At 66.1% G+C, this 15,472-nt stretch carries 20 protein-coding genes, 1 tRNA gene and 1 pseudogene; 17 read left to right on the forward strand and 5 right to left on the reverse strand.

All coding sequences use genetic code 11. From position 1 onward, the window contains the following. Position 1: 1 nt before the first annotated feature. Together BH683_RS00825 and BH683_RS00830 are read right to left on the reverse strand one after the other, a co-directional pair. Positions 2-580, reverse strand: coding sequence for an isochorismatase family protein (locus BH683_RS00825; RefSeq protein ID WP_094647169.1), 579 nt, complete (start codon positions 578-580; stop codon positions 2-4). An 8-nt stretch (positions 581-588) separates the two neighbouring features. Continuing rightward, entirely contained in the window at positions 589-1,920 is a 1,332-nt protein-coding gene (locus BH683_RS00830) for a nicotinate phosphoribosyltransferase (protein ID WP_084834374.1), read from the reverse strand. A 104-nt stretch (positions 1,921-2,024) separates the two neighbouring features. Between BH683_RS00830 and clpS the strand changes: the two genes are divergently transcribed. From clpS to rdgB, 11 genes are all read left to right on the forward strand, one after another. Continuing rightward, on the forward strand, positions 2,025-2,360 hold the full coding sequence (gene clpS / locus BH683_RS00835; protein ID WP_094647171.1) for an ATP-dependent Clp protease adapter ClpS: 336 nt from the start codon (positions 2,025-2,027) through the stop codon (positions 2,358-2,360). Between the two features lie 3 nt (positions 2,361-2,363). Then, a complete protein-coding gene (locus BH683_RS00840; RefSeq protein ID WP_084834375.1) occupies positions 2,364-2,945 on the forward strand; it encodes a DUF2017 domain-containing protein in 582 nt (193 codons plus the stop codon). Positions 2,946-3,002: 57 nt separating this feature from the next. Next, positions 3,003-4,106: a P1 family peptidase gene (locus BH683_RS00845; protein WP_084834376.1), complete on the forward strand. Its 1,104-nt coding sequence runs from the start codon at positions 3,003-3,005 to the stop codon at positions 4,104-4,106. Positions 4,107-4,137: 31 nt separating this feature from the next. Further along, on the forward strand, positions 4,138-4,542 hold the full coding sequence (locus tag BH683_RS00850) for a M67 family metallopeptidase (protein WP_084834377.1): 405 nt from the start codon (positions 4,138-4,140) through the stop codon (positions 4,540-4,542). A gap of 10 nt (positions 4,543-4,552) precedes the next feature. Continuing rightward, complete coding sequence (locus BH683_RS00855) at positions 4,553-4,825, forward strand: MoaD/ThiS family protein (RefSeq protein ID WP_084834378.1); 273 nt, start codon at positions 4,553-4,555, stop codon at positions 4,823-4,825. Between the two features lie 12 nt (positions 4,826-4,837). Continuing rightward, positions 4,838-5,809, forward strand: a complete 972-nt coding sequence (locus tag BH683_RS00860; protein ID WP_084834379.1) for a cysteine synthase — start codon at positions 4,838-4,840, stop codon at positions 5,807-5,809. Between the two features lie 29 nt (positions 5,810-5,838). Further along, positions 5,839-6,486, forward strand: coding sequence for a rhomboid family intramembrane serine protease (locus tag BH683_RS00865; RefSeq protein WP_084834380.1), 648 nt, complete (start codon positions 5,839-5,841; stop codon positions 6,484-6,486). Then, positions 6,486-7,283 carry a glutamate racemase gene (gene murI / locus BH683_RS00870; protein WP_084834391.1) on the forward strand — a complete coding sequence of 266 codons (798 nt, stop codon included), beginning with the start codon at positions 6,486-6,488 and terminating at the stop codon, positions 7,281-7,283. Before BH683_RS00865 ends, murI begins: the two co-directional genes overlap by 1 nt. A gap of 48 nt (positions 7,284-7,331) precedes the next feature. After that, entirely contained in the window at positions 7,332-8,096 is a 765-nt protein-coding gene (locus BH683_RS00875) for a cyclic nucleotide-degrading phosphodiesterase (RefSeq protein ID WP_084834381.1), read from the forward strand. 65 nt (positions 8,097-8,161) lie between these two features. Beyond that, positions 8,162-8,947, forward strand: a complete 786-nt coding sequence (rph, locus tag BH683_RS00880; RefSeq protein ID WP_084834392.1) for a ribonuclease PH — start codon at positions 8,162-8,164, stop codon at positions 8,945-8,947. After that, on the forward strand, positions 8,947-9,564 hold the full coding sequence (gene rdgB, locus BH683_RS00885) for an RdgB/HAM1 family non-canonical purine NTP pyrophosphatase (protein WP_084834382.1): 618 nt from the start codon (positions 8,947-8,949) through the stop codon (positions 9,562-9,564). Before rph ends, rdgB begins: the two co-directional genes overlap by 1 nt. A 3-nt stretch (positions 9,565-9,567) precedes the next feature. Here the strand turns inward: rdgB and BH683_RS00890 are convergent, their stop codons facing one another. Next, positions 9,568-9,927, reverse strand: coding sequence for a DUF3817 domain-containing protein (locus BH683_RS00890; RefSeq protein ID WP_084834383.1), 360 nt, complete (start codon positions 9,925-9,927; stop codon positions 9,568-9,570). Continuing rightward, the gene (locus tag BH683_RS00895; protein ID WP_084834384.1) at positions 9,924-10,376 is read right to left on the reverse strand and encodes a transcriptional regulator; all 453 of its coding nucleotides are present in this window, start codon (positions 10,374-10,376) and stop codon (positions 9,924-9,926) included. The genes BH683_RS00890 and BH683_RS00895 overlap by 4 nt, the downstream gene beginning before the upstream one ends. A 59-nt stretch (positions 10,377-10,435) precedes the next feature. Here BH683_RS00895 and BH683_RS00900 point away from each other — a divergent pair. From BH683_RS00900 to BH683_RS28550, 6 genes and pseudogenes are all read left to right on the forward strand, one after another. Beyond that, a tRNA-Leu gene (locus BH683_RS00900) sits at positions 10,436-10,520 on the forward strand. A gap of 266 nt (positions 10,521-10,786) precedes the next feature. Beyond that, positions 10,787-11,104 carry a hypothetical protein gene (locus BH683_RS00905; protein WP_084834393.1) on the forward strand — a complete coding sequence of 106 codons (318 nt, stop codon included), beginning with the start codon at positions 10,787-10,789 and terminating at the stop codon, positions 11,102-11,104. A 108-nt stretch (positions 11,105-11,212) separates the two neighbouring features. Beyond that, positions 11,213-12,097, forward strand: coding sequence for a hypothetical protein (locus tag BH683_RS00910; protein WP_084834385.1), 885 nt, complete (start codon positions 11,213-11,215; stop codon positions 12,095-12,097). 81 nt (positions 12,098-12,178) lie between these two features. Next, positions 12,179-12,694 (forward strand): annotated as a pseudogene (locus tag BH683_RS29110) (MFS transporter); the annotation flags it as partial. Continuing rightward, positions 12,683-13,342 (forward strand): MFS transporter, encoded by a 660-nt coding sequence (locus BH683_RS29115; protein WP_281492226.1) that lies wholly within the window; start codon positions 12,683-12,685, stop codon positions 13,340-13,342. The pseudogene BH683_RS29110 and the gene BH683_RS29115, both read left to right, overlap by 12 nt. Positions 13,343-13,379: 37 nt before the next feature. Next, positions 13,380-13,556: a hypothetical protein gene (locus tag BH683_RS28550; RefSeq protein WP_168176554.1), complete on the forward strand. Its 177-nt coding sequence runs from the start codon at positions 13,380-13,382 to the stop codon at positions 13,554-13,556. Between the two features lie 189 nt (positions 13,557-13,745). Here BH683_RS28550 and BH683_RS00920 read toward each other — a convergent pair whose 3' ends face one another. Continuing rightward, positions 13,746-15,461 carry a transposase gene (locus BH683_RS00920; RefSeq protein ID WP_210405139.1) on the reverse strand — a complete coding sequence of 572 codons (1,716 nt, stop codon included), beginning with the start codon at positions 15,459-15,461 and terminating at the stop codon, positions 13,746-13,748. Between the last annotated feature and the right edge of the window lie 11 nt (positions 15,462-15,472).

A 15,472-nucleotide genomic window follows, 5' to 3' on the forward strand; every position in this document is an offset into this window, starting at 1 on the left:
GTCACAGCGGCCGGGCCGCGACGGCCGAGACCACGGAGACCCCTGCCCCGGTCATCGTCGCGACAGCTGTCCCGGTTGTCTCGGCGCTGACACCGGCGGCGTACTCGAGCAACACACGGGTCGTGAAACCCGCCTTGCGAGCATCGAGTGCGGTGGCGAGGACGCAGTGGTCGGTGGCCAGTCCGACGATGTCGACGGCGTTGATATCGCGTTCGCGCAACCAGTCACCGAGTGCGGCGCCCGCGTCGCTCGTGGCCTCGAAACCCGAGTAGGCGGCGCTGTACTCACCCTTGGAGAAGACCTCGTCGGTGACCGCAACGTCGAACGCGGGATGGAAATCCGCACCGGGCGTGCCGACGACACAGTGCGGCGGCCAACTGTCGACGAAGTCGGGTGTCTCGGAGAAGTGATCACCGGGATCTATGTGGTGATCACGGGTTGCGGCGACCGCGAGATAGCCGTGATCGCGGTGGGTGTAGGCCGTGATCGCCGCGGCCACTGCGGCGCCGCCCGAGACCGCCAGCGAGCCACCCTCGCAGAAGTCGTTCTGGACGTCGACGATGAGCAGCGCTGTTCGAATGTGTTCGGTCACGGTCGAAACCCCTCCGGTCGGTGCGTTTCCGGCGCGATGAACCGCACCGGTATGGCCGGTTCCCCCCGCGATAGTCCCAAACCCTCCCACGGAAGACTGACAAGTGCAGCAGCAAGGTGTTCTCGGGAGTCATCGAGGGTCGGCAGATCCGCGACGGGCTCGCCACCGCGTATCAACGGGATCTGCAGTGGCCGGGCGGCCTGCGTCGTCTCCGGCGCCGCCGCACCGGTGGGATAGATGATCTCTTCCACGATGGTGCCGGTGGCCTTCGCTGTGCGGATCGCGGTTTTCGCACCGCCCCGGGACTCTTTGTGGCTCGCGCGTTTTGCCACGGGGATCCCGTCGACCTCGACCAGTTTGTAGACCATGCCCGCGGTCGGCGAGCCGGATCCGGTCACCAGGGAGGTCCCGACCCCGTAGACGTCGACCGGCTCGGCGCGCAGCGATGCGATCGCATATTCGTCGAGGTCGCCGGAGACCACGATGCGGGTACTGGTCGCACCGAGGTCGTCGAGTTGCCTGCGAACCTGCCGGGCGAGCACTCCGAGGTCACCGGAGTCGATGCGGACTGCGCCGAGTTCGGTGCCCGCCACCTCGATGGCGTTCGCGACGCCCTGGGTGATGTCGTAGGTGTCGACGAGCAACGTCGTACCCACGCCCAGCTTCGCGACCTGGGCCGCGAATGCGGCCTTCTCATCGGGGCCGTCGGAGGTGGTGTGGAGCAGGGTGAACGAATGGGCGCTGGTACCCGCGCTGGGCACGCCGTGTCTGCGCGCTGCCTCGAGGTTGGACGTCGCCGACAATCCGGCGAGATATGCGGCCCGCGACGATGCGACCGCGGCCTGTTCGTGGGTTCGCCTCGACCCCATCTCGATGATCGGGCGGGATCCGGCCGCGGTGACCATACGGGCGGCCGCGGAGGCGATGGCGCTGTCATGGTTGAGAATCGAGAGGGCAAGGGTCTCCAGCATCACGGCTTCGGCAAAACTTCCGCGGACGGTGAGAATCGGAGAACCGGGGAAGAACAACTCGCCTTCGGGATAGCCGTCGATGTCGCCCGAGAATCGGTAGTTGCTCAGCCATTCGAGCGTATCGGCGTCCAGGAACTTCTCGGCGACGGCGAGCTGCTCGGGACCGAACGTGAACTGCGAGAGTTGCTCGATCAGCCGACCGGTCCCCGCGACGACACCGTAGCGGCGTCCTTCCGGCAGGCGACGCGCGAACACCTCGAACGTGCACGTGCGGTGGGCGGTGTGGTCGGCGAGCGCGGCCGCGACCATCGTGAGTTCGTACTGGTCGGTCAACAGCGCTGTGTTGAAAGAGGTCACTCTCGACACCTTAGGCCCGTGGCGCGCTCCGTTGGCGCCTGCGTGGCAGGGGTGTGTTCCAAGCGGTCACTATCGGTACCCTGGGCTCCATGCGCGGACAGATGATGACCGCACCGCCCCGCTGCGGGCCATGGTCGGCGGCGGGCGGCGGTCAGCACGAGGTCACCCCGTCGAGTACCGCCGTCGCCGAACGTGACCAGGCAGTGGACAGGCCGTGGGTGACCATCGTGTGGGACGATCCGGTGAACCTCATGCGCTACGTCACGTATGTGTTCCAGAAGCTGTTCGGGTACAGCGAGACGAGGGCGGCGGAACTGATGATGCAGGTTCACACCGAGGGCCGGGCTGTGGTCTCCACCGGCGATCGCGACAAGGTCGAACTCGACGTCCAGAAACTGCATGCCGCCGGCCTGTGGGCCACCATGCAGCGGGACAGTTGAGCGGTGCGCAACTGGAAACGGCGCGGATCGGGCGACCGTCTGCGGATCACCTCGGAGCTCGACTCCCACGAGTCCGACCTCATCGCCTCACTCGTCACGTCGATGACCGAGCTGCTGGACGAGCGGCAGTCGACCGCTCCGGCGGATTCGCTGGCGGACCTGACAGGCATCGAGGCCGGACACTCCACGCCGCCGACGGATGCGACGCTCGGCAGGCTGTTCCCCGACTTCCATCGCCCCGACCAAGACGAGACGACCACCGTGGACGCTGTCACCGGAGACCTCAACGGCGCGTTGCGGAGTTTGCACGAACCACACATCATCAACGCCAAACAGTCAGCGGCGCAGGTGGTCCTGGATTCGTTGCCGGCCGGCGGTGGTCAGATCTCATTGAGTCCGCAGGAGGCCGACCAGTGGCTCTCGGCGATCAACGATGTGCGGCTGGCGCTCGGCGCGATGATCGGTATCGACGAGTCCACTCCTGATCAGCTTCCGGAAGGGGACCCGATGGCGGCCCATCTCGACGTGTACCACTGGCTCACGGTGGTGCAGGAACTGCTGGTGGTCGCGCTGATCGGTAAGTGACTTCCGGCCGCGCCTCGCGGCACGGCGGCGACATCTTCGAAGGGGAGGGCACCACACGTGATTCCCGGCGTATCCGACTCGATCACCGACGTCCCGGGGGTGTTGGTCGGACACCACCATCGTCTCGACGACGAGGTCCGGGTGGGCACCGACGAGATGGGTGGCGAAGGCTGGGCGACGGGCACCACGGTTGTGTTGCTCCCCGAAGGTGCCGTTGCGGCAGTCGACGTGCGGGGTGGGGGACCGGGCACCCGGGAGACCGACCTGCTCGATCCCGCGAACACGGTACAGACGGCGCACGCGATCGTGCTCAGCGGCGGCAGCGCCTACGGACTGGCAGCCGCTGACGGGGTGATGACCCATCTGGAGGACGCCGGCGTCGGCTTGGCGATGGACTCCCGGGGATCAGTGGTGCCCATCGTCCCGGCCGCGGTGATCTTCGACCTCGCTGTCGGGGAATGGAAGGCAAGACCCGACCGCGACTTCGGACGGCTCGCGGCGCAGGCGGCAGGCCCGGGTGTCGAGCTCGGGTCGGTCGGCGCCGGCACCGGCGCGCGGGCGGGCGCACTCAAGGGCGGCGTCGGTTCTGCGAGCATCACATTCACCTCCGGCCCGGCGACAGGGATCACTGTCGGCGCGGTGGTCATCGCGAACCCGGTGGGGGCGGTCATCGACCCCACCGGCGGATTGCCCTGGGGCGCGTCGACGCTCGAGCTCGACTACTTCGGATTGCGCAAGCCCTCCGACGTCGAGACCGCTGCACTGGCCGAACTCACCGCGAAGTCGACCCCGCTCAACACCACGATCGGGGTGGTGGCGACCGACGCCGTCCTCGACCCGGCATCCACCCAGCGGGTCGCGATGACCGCTCATGACGGGCTCGCGCGCGCCATCCGTCCGGCACATTCGCCGCTCGACGGTGACACGCTCTTCGCGGTCTCCACCGGTTCGGCGACCCCGACGCCACCGGAGGCGCCTGCCATCCCGAGTGGCATGAACCCGGATGTCGCCCTCGTCGCCGCGATCGGAGAGGCGGCGGCGACCGTCGTGCAACGTGCCATCGTCAAAGCCGTGATCGCGGCCGCTCCGGTCGCCGGAATACCTACCTACCGCCAGACGTTGCCATCAGCGTTTGTGCCGCAAGCCCCGCCGTCGGCGTAGCCCGGCACCGAATCGACCCCGGAGGTGGCCCGTGCTCATCATCAGCCGTTCGCTGGTGGACTCGATGGTCGCGCATGCTCGCACAGACCATCCCGACGAAGCCTGCGGTGTGATCGCGGGCCCGGAGGGTACGGATCGGCCGGAGCGCTTCATCGCGATGGTCAACGCAGAACGCTCACCCACCTTTTACCGGTTCGACTCCGGCGAGCAGCTCAAGGTGTGGCGAGAGATGGACAGGGCGGCTGAGGAACCGGTGGTGATCTACCACTCGCACACCGGGACCGAGGCCTACCCGAGCCGTACCGATGTCTCGTTCGCCTCTGAACCGAACGCGCACTACGTCCTGATCTCCACCCGAGATCCCGACTCCGAGGAGATCCGCAGTTACCGGATCACCGACGGCGTGGTCACAGAAGAAGAGATCCAAATCAATTAGGAGTCACGTCATGGCTGTAACCGTTTCCATTCCCACGATCTTGCGGACGTATACCGACGGGAACAAGCGCGTCGAATCCACCGGTGCGACGGTGGCCGAACTCATCGACAATCTCGATGCGAGCCACGGCGGACTCAAGGACCGCCTGATCGCCTCAGGGAAGCTACACAGATTCGTCAACGTCTACGTCAACGACGAGGATGTCCGCTTCTCCGGCGGTCTCGACACCGCGGTTGCCGACGGCGACGAGGTCACGATCCTGCCTGCCGTCGCCGGCGGCTGAGACCAACAGTCCATGCCACGCTACGAATCGCTGATCGAGTCGGTGGGTCACACCCCGTTGATCGGTCTGCAGCGCTTGTCTCCACGCTGGCGCGACACCGAGGACGGCCCCGCCGTGCGGTTGTGGGCCAAACTCGAAGACCGCAATCCCACCGGCTCCATCAAGGACCGTCCGGCCTTGCGAATGATCGAACAGGCCGAGGCGGACGGACTGCTGACGCCGGGTGCGACCATCCTGGAGCCGACCAGTGGCAACACCGGGATCTCACTGGCGATGGCCGCAAAACTCAAGGGCTACAAACTCATCTGTGTGATGCCCGAGAACACGTCGGTCGAACGGCGCCAGCTGCTGACGATGTACGGCGCCGAGATCATCTCCTCGCCTGCGGTCGGTGGGTCGAACAAGGCGGTCGCGATGGCCAAGGAACTGGCCGCCGCGAACCCCGACTGGGTGATGCTCTACCAGTACGGGAATCCCTCGAATGCGCTGGCGCACTACGAGAGTACCGGTCCCGAACTGCTCGACGACCTGCCGGAGATCACCCACTTCGTGGCCGGCCTCGGCACCACCGGAACCCTGATGGGTGCCGGTAGGTTTCTCCGCGAGCAGCGGCCGCAGATCCAGATCGTCGCGGCCGAACCTCGTTACGGCGAAGAGGTGTACGGACTACGCAACATCGACGAAGGGTTCGTGCCGGAGCTGTACGACGAGTCGATCCTGACCATGCGCTACTCCGTGGAGGGCCGCAATGCGGTGCGCCGGATGCGCGAGCTGATCGATACCGAGGGCATCTTCGCCGGGGTTTCGACGGGTGCGATAGTCCATGCCGCCCTCGGCGTCGCCCGCAAGGCGATGTCCGCTGGTCAGCGCGCCGATATCGCCTTTGTCGTCTGTGACGCCGGATGGAAGTATCTGTCCACGGGGGCGTACGAAGGTAGCCTCGACAAGGCAAGTGACGATCTCGAGGGCCAGCTCTGGGCCTGACGGTCGCAGCGATATCTGATCGGAGACCCATGACCGGATCGCTCGGCTCCTACGGCGGTGGGTTGCCGTCCGGCGGACCACCGGTGCCTGCACGCACCTCGTGGCCGCTGTGGGCGCGTTCGGCTGTAGTCATCGCCGTCCTGACAGCGTTGCTCTACGTCATCGAGGCCATCGACGCCGTCAGCAGACACGACCTCGACAGCGCGGGCATCGAACCGCGGGAGGCCGACGGTCTCACCGGCATATTTTTCTCGCCGTTCCTGCATGCCGACTGGGAACACCTGGCGGCCAACACACTTCCCGGAATGGTGCTGGGGTTCCTGGTCCTGATGGCGAGACGTTTCATCATCACGACCGCCATCGTGTGGGTCGTGTCGGGCCTCGGCGTCTGGATGTTCGCGCCGCCCTACACCGTGACCGTCGGAGCGTCCGGCATCATCTTCGGGTGGCTCACCTACATCTTGGTGCGCGGACTGTTCAATCGCGACGTCTGGCAGGTCCTCCTCGGGGTCGTGGTCTTCATGGTCTACGGAGGCGTCCTGTGGGGTGTGGTCCCCACCGACGGCCGGGTCTCCTGGCAGGGGCATCTCTTCGGCGCGATCGGGGGCGTCCTGGCCGCCTGGTACCTGTCGAAGAAGGATCGCAAACGTGACGAGAAGAAGGCACTGACCCAGTGATCACAGATGTGGACGCACCGATCGGGATCTTCGATTCCGGAGTCGGTGGCCTGACGGTCGCTCGTGCCGTGATCGACCAGCTGCCCGCCGAGAACGTCATCTACATCGGCGACACCGCCCACGGTCCGTACGGGCCGCTGACCATCCCGCAGATTCGGGCCCACGCGCTCGCCATCGGCGACGAACTCGTCGAACGAGGCGTCAAGGCCCTCGTGATCGCGTGCAACACCGCATCTGCGGCGTGCCTGCGAGACGCGCGTGAGCGCTACCCGGTGCCGGTGATCGAGGTGGTCCTGCCGGCAGTGCGTCGAGCTGTCGCCGCGACGAGATCTGGACGTATCGGCGTGATCGGGACCGAGGCGACCATCGCCTCCCGGGCGTATGAGGACTCCTTCGCCGCAGCGCAGAACGCGGTGATCACTTCCGTCGCCTGCCCGCGGTTCGTCGACTTCGTCGAGCGGGGGATCACCAGCGGTCGTCAGGTTCTCGGCTTGGCGGAGGGCTACCTCGAGCCGCTGGCCGCCGCCCGGGTCGACACCGTCGTCCTCGGCTGCACCCACTATCCGATGTTGTCCGGTGTCATCCAGTTGGCGGTCGGCGACGACGTGACACTGGTGTCGAGTGCGGAGGAGACGGCGAAGGACGTGTTGCGCGTCCTCACCGCCAATGATCTCCTTCGTGAACCTTCGGAGCTGCCCGCGCAGCGCGTCTTCCAGGCAACCGGCGACCCGGATCTGTTCGCGCGGTTGGCGACAAGGTTCCTCGGACCCGCCATCGGTGCAGTTCAACACGCCTGATCTGCCGTCCGGCGACGCCGCGGTCACCAGGCGTGGCAGCATGGCGGCATGCGTTTGACGGTGCTGGGTTGCTCGGGCAGTTTGTCTGGCCCGGACTCTCCGGCGTCGGGGTATCTCCTGACCGTGCCGGGGCACCAGCCGGTGGTGATGGATTTCGGCCCTGGTGTCCTCGGTTCCCTGCAGCAACACGTGAACCCGAACGACGTGGCAATCATCCTCAGCCACCTCCACGCAGACCACTGTCTCGATCTCCCGGGTCTGCTCGTGTGGCGTCGATACAGCCCGGTGCCGGCGACCGACACGGGCACGCTCATCGGGCCGCCGGGTACCGCCGCGCGGATCGGTGCCGCGTCGTCGGAGTACGCCGGTCAGATCGACGACATCACCGACACCTTCGAGGTGGGTGAATGGGTTGACCGGCAAGAGATCGAACTGGGTGGGATGAAGATTCTGGCGCGGAAGGTCAACCACCCGCCGTCGACCTTCGGATTCCGGATCACCGAGCCCGGAGGGAAAGTCCTCGTGTACTCGGGGGACACGGGTGTGTGCGACGAGCTGATCGAACTGGCCGAGGGCGCTGATGTGTTCTTGTGCGAGGCGTCGTGGACTCACGATCCGGCCAACCGTCCACCGAACCTGCACCTGTCCGGTCGGGAAGCCGGCGAAGCCGCCGCCAAAGCGGGGGTCAAGAAGCTTGCGTTGACCCACCTTCCGCCGTGGACCTGGCCCGACGACGTGCTCGCCGAAGCCCGCGAAGTGTACGACGGCCCGATCACGGTCGTCAGACGGGGCGAACAGATCGACATCGACTGACGCCCACGACCACGCGTATCGGCCACCCGACCACGGCCCCGGCCGGAGTCGATAGGGTGGGCAGCGTGAGTAGACGTGTAGATGGCCGAGTCGATGACGAACTGCGGAAGGTCACCATCACCCGCGGATTCACCAACCACCCCGCCGGATCAGTGTTGGTGGAATTCGGGCAGACGCGAGTGATGTGCACCGCGAGTGTCACCGAGGGGGTTCCCCGGTGGCGTCGCGGCTCCGGACTCGGCTGGCTCACAGCGGAGTACGCGATGTTGCCCGCCGCCACCCACGACCGTTCCGATCGCGAATCCGTGAAGGGCAAGGTGGGCGGCCGTACCCAGGAGATCAGCCGTCTCATCGGTCGCTCGCTGCGTGCCTGCATCGACCTGGCCGCGTTGGGGGAGAACACGATCGCGCTCGACTGCGACGTGCTGCAGGCCGACGGTGGCACCCGAACCGCGGCCATCACCGGTGCCTACGTCGCATTGTCCGACGCGGTGACCTACCTGAACGCCGCAGGCAAACTCGCTGACCCGCAGCCCATCTCCTGCATGATCTCCGCCGTCAGTGTTGGCGTCGTCGACGGTCGCGTGCGCCTGGACCTGCCGTACGAAGAGGATTCTCGCGCCGAGGTGGACATGAACGTGGTGGCCACCGACACGGGAACTCTTGTCGAGATCCAGGGCACGGGGGAGGGCGCGACCTTCCCGCGATCGACCCTGGATCGGTTGCTCGACGTGGCGATGGTGGGCACCGAACAACTCTTCGAAGTACAGCGCGCGGCGCTGGCGCTTCCGTACCCGGGTGAGCTGCCGGTTGCCGAGACCTCGGGCAAGCGCAAGGCATTCGGCAGCTGATGGGTGGTCGTCTCCTGGTCGCCAGTCGCAACGCCAAGAAGTTGGCCGAGCTTCGGCGCGTGGTGGAGCAGGCCGGCATCGAAGGGCTCGAGGTGATCGGTCTCGATGAGGTGCCTGCGTTCGAGGAGGCACCGGAAACCGGTGCCACGTTCGAGGAGAATGCCCTCGCAAAGGCTCGAGACGCATATGCGGCCACCGGATTGCCATGCGTTGCCGACGATTCCGGACTCGAGGTGGACGCGCTCAACGGGATGCCGGGAGTGCTCTCGGCGCGCTGGTCCGGTCGGCATGGTGACGATCCGGCCAACACAGCCCTGTTGCTCGGTCAGCTCAGAGATGTACCGCAGGAGCGACGCGGCGGCGCGTTCGTCTCTGCCTGCGCGCTGGTGACGGCTGACTCCGAGGTCGTCGTCCGCGGAGAGTGGCGCGGCTGGATCATCGCAGAACCGCGTGGCGACAACGGATTCGGCTATGACCCCGTTTTCGTGCCTGATGACGCAGTAGGTGCAGGGCGCAGCTCGGCCGAGTTGACGGCAGCCGAGAAGGACGCGCTCAGTCACCGCGGGCGGGCGCTGGCCCAGCTGCTACCCGCATTACGCGAGTTGGCGACGCGGTAGCGTTCAGAGACTGAACTGCGCCCGGATCTCCTGGGTGCGTTTGTGTTCCACCCAGAACGACAGGAACGGGATCGTTCCAGCGATCAGCGTGAAGATTGCCTTGCCGATCGGCCAGCGGACCTTGATGCCCAGATCGATCGCCATGATCAGGTAGATGAAGTACACCCACCCGTGCACGAACGGTACGAAGTCGAGCGAGTGGTTGTCGAACCCGTAGAGCAGGATCATCTCGGCAACCAGCAGCAGCAACCACAAGCCGGTGATCCACGCCATCACCCGATACCGCAGCAGTGCACCTTTGATCTTGTTCGGTGGCGTGATCGTCCTCGGGGTGGTGGTCGACTCGGCGGGTGTTTCGGTCACTGATTACTCCGTTGTGGATTGTCGGACGGTGTCGCTTCGGCCCGCAGGCGCGCCAGACGGATCCTGTCCGCTTCTGCGAGCTCGGCGAGGATCCGGTTGTATTCGGCGATCTGGTCGCCTTCGGTGGTGCCGTCCTCGACAGTCGGGACCGGCGCGGCACTCGGACGAGGTGGCAAGATGCCCGCGGGGATCTCCTTGATCCCCTTGTCCGCCGCGTGCATCTTCTCGACCTCGTCGGGATTGTCCTCGAGGACGACGAACTTGCGGTAGGCGTAGACGAAGAACGCCGCGAACGCGGGCCACTGCAGTGCATAGCCGAGGTTCTGCCCGGTGCCCGAACTGGACTCGAACCGGTCGAGCTGCCACCAGGCCATGGCGAGGCAGGCAACCGCTGCGACGATGACCAGCGCAATGAGTGCTGGTCGGTGCCGCTGCTTGTTCGATGCCATGTCTTGACCGTACCTAAGTGCCGCAAGTCGCTGGTCAGCCGGTAGTCTGTCCTCTGCACGCGCGAGTGGCGGAATTGGCAGACGCGCTGGATTTAGGTTCCAGTGTCTCAGGACGTGGGGGTTCAAGTCCCCCCTCGCGCACCAGGTGAGCACGATGACCGCCCCCCGGCCAGTGAAGGCCGAGGGGCGGTAGTGCCGGGAGGGTCGGGGGTCCCCCGGCATCCAGTCATTCGGTGCCCGGTCGGGTAGGGATTGGTTTCTCTGCGAGATCCTGCACACGGCCTGGCCTCAAACGGTGTGAGCCCCGTTCGATAGGCAGAGCGGCGTCTCCACGTCCCCATTCGGAGTCCGCAGGCATCGCCGCCCCGCCGGGCTTGAGACTATCAGCACTTCGAACGTATGGTCGAATGATGAAGACGGCGGGCATCGGTGGAGACAGCGGTCAGCCGCGACGGCCGGCGTTCGTCCGCGTGGGCCACATGGCGGTGACTGTCGACCTGGTCACGCTCTACGCCTATCAGCCGCACCATTCCGGCTCGTACCATCCCGACGGACTGCAATTCCGCAAGAAGACGCTAGGGGTCCTGACCGAGTGGGGCATGACGGAATGGGGGGAGTGGTTCGGCAAGGTGACCTACACGATCCCGGCGAAAGGACGCGAGGAGAAGGTCACGCACTGGGTCCCCGGATGGGCGCTGCGGCCTGCCGAGCAGCCCGGTCCCCGGTAGGTGGCGAGTTCCACAGACGGCGAAGTGGCAGCACAGGACAGAGGGGCGGATGCTGGACATACGATGTTCGGTCGATCCACTTCCGCGGCACCGCCCCTACGCTCCCTCGTGGCGGCGTCGCTGATCGCTGCGCAGATCCTCGTCGTGGCATCGGTAGGGGCAGTGGTGTGTGGGTCTGCGGGCGCCGCCGCCCCCGTGCCCACCAATTCGCTCCTGATGGCACCATCAGGACCCGTGTCAGGCGGCTACTCGTTCGCTGCGTTGGCAGCGGCGCAGGCCGCAGCGACCGCGGCGGGCGGATTCGACCTCGACGCGGCGGTCCTCGACACGGCGACCGGGGTCAGTGCGTCCACCACCCCCGCGCCGGTTCCCATGTTTGCTGCGTCGCTCGCCAAACTCGTTGTAGCCGTGGATCTGATCGACAGACGACGAGAGGACGACCTCGTGGTGGGGGAGGCAGACCTCGAGTCGTTACGGCGCGCCCTCGGACCGAGCGATGATCTCGCAATGAACGAATTGTGGGAGAGGTTCGATGGACAGGGTGCTGCGGCACGCGTGAGTGCGCGACTCGGGCTGAGCGGGACGACTGCGCCTGCCGATCCGTCGTATTGGGGACAGATGACGATCGCGGCTGCCGATCTCGCGACGCTGTATCGGCACGTGCTCACGATGCCGGAGACGGATCGAGATCTGATCATCGGCGCTCTCGCCGCCGCGCCGCCTGTGGCGGCAGACGGCTTCGCGCAGGACTTCGGTCTTCTGGCGCCACGGCAGGTCGGCATCGCCGTCGCGAAGCAGGGCTGGATGTGCTGCGACGATCAGACGAGTTATCTGCACAGTGCGGGGCTCGTCGGAGACGAAGGCCGGTTCGTGGTGGTGCTCCTGAGCCGGCATCAGTTCGGCCAGGACTGGCAACCGGAAAGGGACCGCCTCACCGCGGTGGCCTCCGCCCTGTACGGCGTGTTGGATCGGGCGACCGATGTGATGAACTGACGCCGTGACGACGTCGGGGCACACGGTCGAGGGTTCCCCGTACGCAATCGCTGGGCAGTCGCCGCGCTCGGGCTCAGCGTCTTCGTCGTCACGACCGCCGAGATGATGCCGGTTGGGCTGCTGCCGTATCTCAGCGCGGACTTCGCCGTCTCGGAAGGTGTTGCCGGGCTGACTGTCACGCTGTACGGGGTGGTGGCGGGTGTGTTTGCTCCGATTCTGACGGCGGTGACGCGCCGTATCGATCGCCGCAGCCTGATCATGCTGATCCTCTCTGTGTTCGTCGCAGGCAACATCGTCACTGCACTCGCGAGCAATTTCGTGGTCCTGCTGGTGTGCCGGTTGGCCGTCGGTTTCGTGCATGGACTGCTGTGGTCGGTGATGGCAGCCATTGCGGTGCGGTTGGTGGCGCCGCGATACGCAGTACGCGCGACCTCATTCGTGTTCTCGGGGATCTCCCTGGCGCTCGTCCTCGGCGTTCCGCTCGGATCGGTGATCGGGGATCGCTTGGACTGGCGCGCCGCATTCTGGATTCTGGTGGTCCTCTCTGCGGCGGCGCTGGCGATGGTCGCCGTCGCGATGCCGCGGATGGCGCCCACCGGTGGCGTCGCGCTTCGCGAGATCCCGACCTTGTTTGCGGTCACGAACCTGCGAATCGCGGTGTCGGTCACTGCGCTCGTCGTAGTTGCGAACTATGCCGCATACACCTACATCGCTCCTTACCTCATCGACGACGTGGGCATCGACAAGACCGCGGTCGGTGCCCTCCTGCTCGGCTACGGCATCGCAGGGTTGGCAGGCAATCTGGTGTCCGGTTCGATTGTCGCGCGGTCGGAGTCGCTGCGCCCGGTTCTTGCCACGTACCTCGCCGCCCTGAGTATCTCGCTGATACTGCTGGTGGCATCGGGAAGCTGGACGATTGCCGTGTGTGTTCTTGTGATCGTCTGGGGCGGAGCGTATTCCGCTGTTCCGATCGCTCTGCAGACGCTCGTGCTGCGCTCTGCCGCCGACCGCGGGGAGGCCGCGACGTCGCTATATGTCCTGGTGTTCAACACTTCCATCGCGGCGGGGGCGCTGTTCGGTGGCCTCGCGATCGATCGGGCGGGCGCTTCGGCGCCGCTGATTCTGGGGGCAATCGTGTGTCTGTTTGCGCTCGTCGTGGTCGGGTGCTGTGATCTCGGTCGCCCCGCTGCCGCAACGGGGAACGGAACCCCGGCATCGGTCGTTGACCGAAAAGCTCAGAGCTGAGCCGGATTTACGCAGTACGTTCAAGGAGTAGAAGACAGTGAGTGATTTTCCGCCGCCACCACCGTGGACGGCCGGTTTCCGTGCCCAGCAGGCAGCGAAGAAAGCCGAGAGCGAGCACACCCCGCCGCCGCGCAAGAGTCGCGGCGACAAATGGGAGTGGCTCGTCCTGGTGGCGTTGCTGGCTCTCGTCGTCATCGTCCTGGTACTGAAGTAGCCCACTCGTCGCGGGCCCTCGGCGGCCACCGTACCCACTTGCCCAGCAGTCGATTCGCGAAAAACGTCCCCTCAGAGACGGTTCGGGGGGAATGCGGGTTGTTTCGAAATGAAGTTCTGGGTGTGGGTCTGTGGCGATGGGCTGCCGTTGGTGGTGAGTTGGCGGGCTGGGGCTTTTGGCCCCGGCCTTTCAGGCCGTTCCTGGGGTGAGGTGTCCGCCTCTGATGGCTTTGAAGAGGTTGTGTACGAGGGCGTGAAACGCGAACTCGGCTGTGGCTCTGTCTAATCCACGGCTGGTGAACCGCCGGAACCCGAGGTTGTGTTTGGCGTGTCCGAACGGGGTTTCAGCGATGTGACCGCGTTGGGCATAGAGGGCGTGGCCTTCGGGTGTGGCCAAGCGGTGTCTCATGGCCTCGATGGGGGTGGCCCCAGGCGGTGGAGGTCCTGTGGTGGGCTGCTCGCGGGCGGTTTTGTTGATACGCCGCGCTTTACCGATGGCGATCAACCGGTCCGGCCCTTGACTGGTCAGGTTCTCGTTGGAGAGGTAGCCGGCGTCGGCGAGGAACACTCCAATTCCCGCGGCATCGCCCTCTGGTGCTGAGGTGGGTCGGTGGTTGGCGATGTCGTCGGCGGCGGCCACTGCTTTGTCGAGCATCGCGGCGAACGCGACGACATCGGCGGGGTTGTTGCCGACGCCGGTCGCCAAGAACAGTCCATCGGAGCTGGTCACGGCCTGGCAGTTGAACCCTTGAATCCAGCCCCCGCCGCGCAGCATCATCAGCCTCGACTCGGGGTCGGTGATGTTGCGTTTGGGATCGGTCAACGTGCGCGGGTGCGTGGCTGCGGCCCGCCGATCAGCCTCCTTACGTGCAGCGGCGTCACGGGTTCGGGTGCCCTCGGCGGCCTGGCGGGCGACCCGCTCGGCAGTGGCCCGCTCCAGCGTGTTTCGCGCGCGCACGACGTCGTAGTGGTCGTCGACCGGCACCGGTCGCGGGCCGGGCTGCCCAGGCCGCCACCGGTCGATCTTGGCCTGTTGGGCAGCGCGTATGCGCTCCAGATTCGCGGTGTGGACCTCGACCCGGATTTCAGTGGGCACCCGGGCTGAACGAGAGCCCGGTGGGTGCTGTTCACGCCACCGCGCGACCTTCTCGGCGCGGGCCTGGCGGGCCTGCTCGGCCGCCGCCTCCCGCGCCTGAGCACGCTCATCGGCGGCGTTGTTCTCGGCGGCCTGCTTGGTGTTGTGGTCCTGCAGATCAGCCAGCGCTGCGGCGATCCGCGCAGACCTCGACCGGGGATCGACCAGATCGCCGGGCACCTCATCACCGCGATCATCGGCGCCGAACATCTCGTCTTCGGCGGCATCGACATCGGCATGCTCGGATGCGGCGCGGGCCGCTTGCGCGGCCATCGCCGCCCGCAGACCGTCTTCGGTGCGGTTGGCGCTCATCGAGGCATTCGAGGCGATCTTGACCCCGTCGAGAGCAACGACCCCGATATTGACCATCCCCAGCCGTGCGCACAACACCAGGACCTGCGCAAACAGGTCTTCAACTGCAGTGGCGCAGTCGGCGCGGAACCTCGAGATCGTCACATGATCAGGTGCATCACCAGCACAGATGATGCGATAAGCGATATCGCGGTGGCACAGCCGCTCGAGCTGGCGTGAAGAACGTTGCCCGTGGGCCCAGCCCCAGATCAGCAGGGTCAGCAACATGTCCGGGTCATACCCGGCCCGCCCCACCCCGCCGGTCTTGCGTTGGGCGTGCAACACGCTGGTATCGAGCGAGGCGACGGTCTCGATCACCAACCACACCGGATCCGAATCGGGCAACCAGTCCCGCATACTCGGCGGCAACAGAAAGTACTGATCACGATCCACTGGACGATAACCCTTGGCCACCAACATATTATCGCCCA

The organism is Williamsia sp. 1138 (genome assembly GCF_002095435.2).
Classification (GTDB): domain Bacteria; phylum Actinomycetota; class Actinomycetes; order Mycobacteriales; family Mycobacteriaceae; genus Williamsia.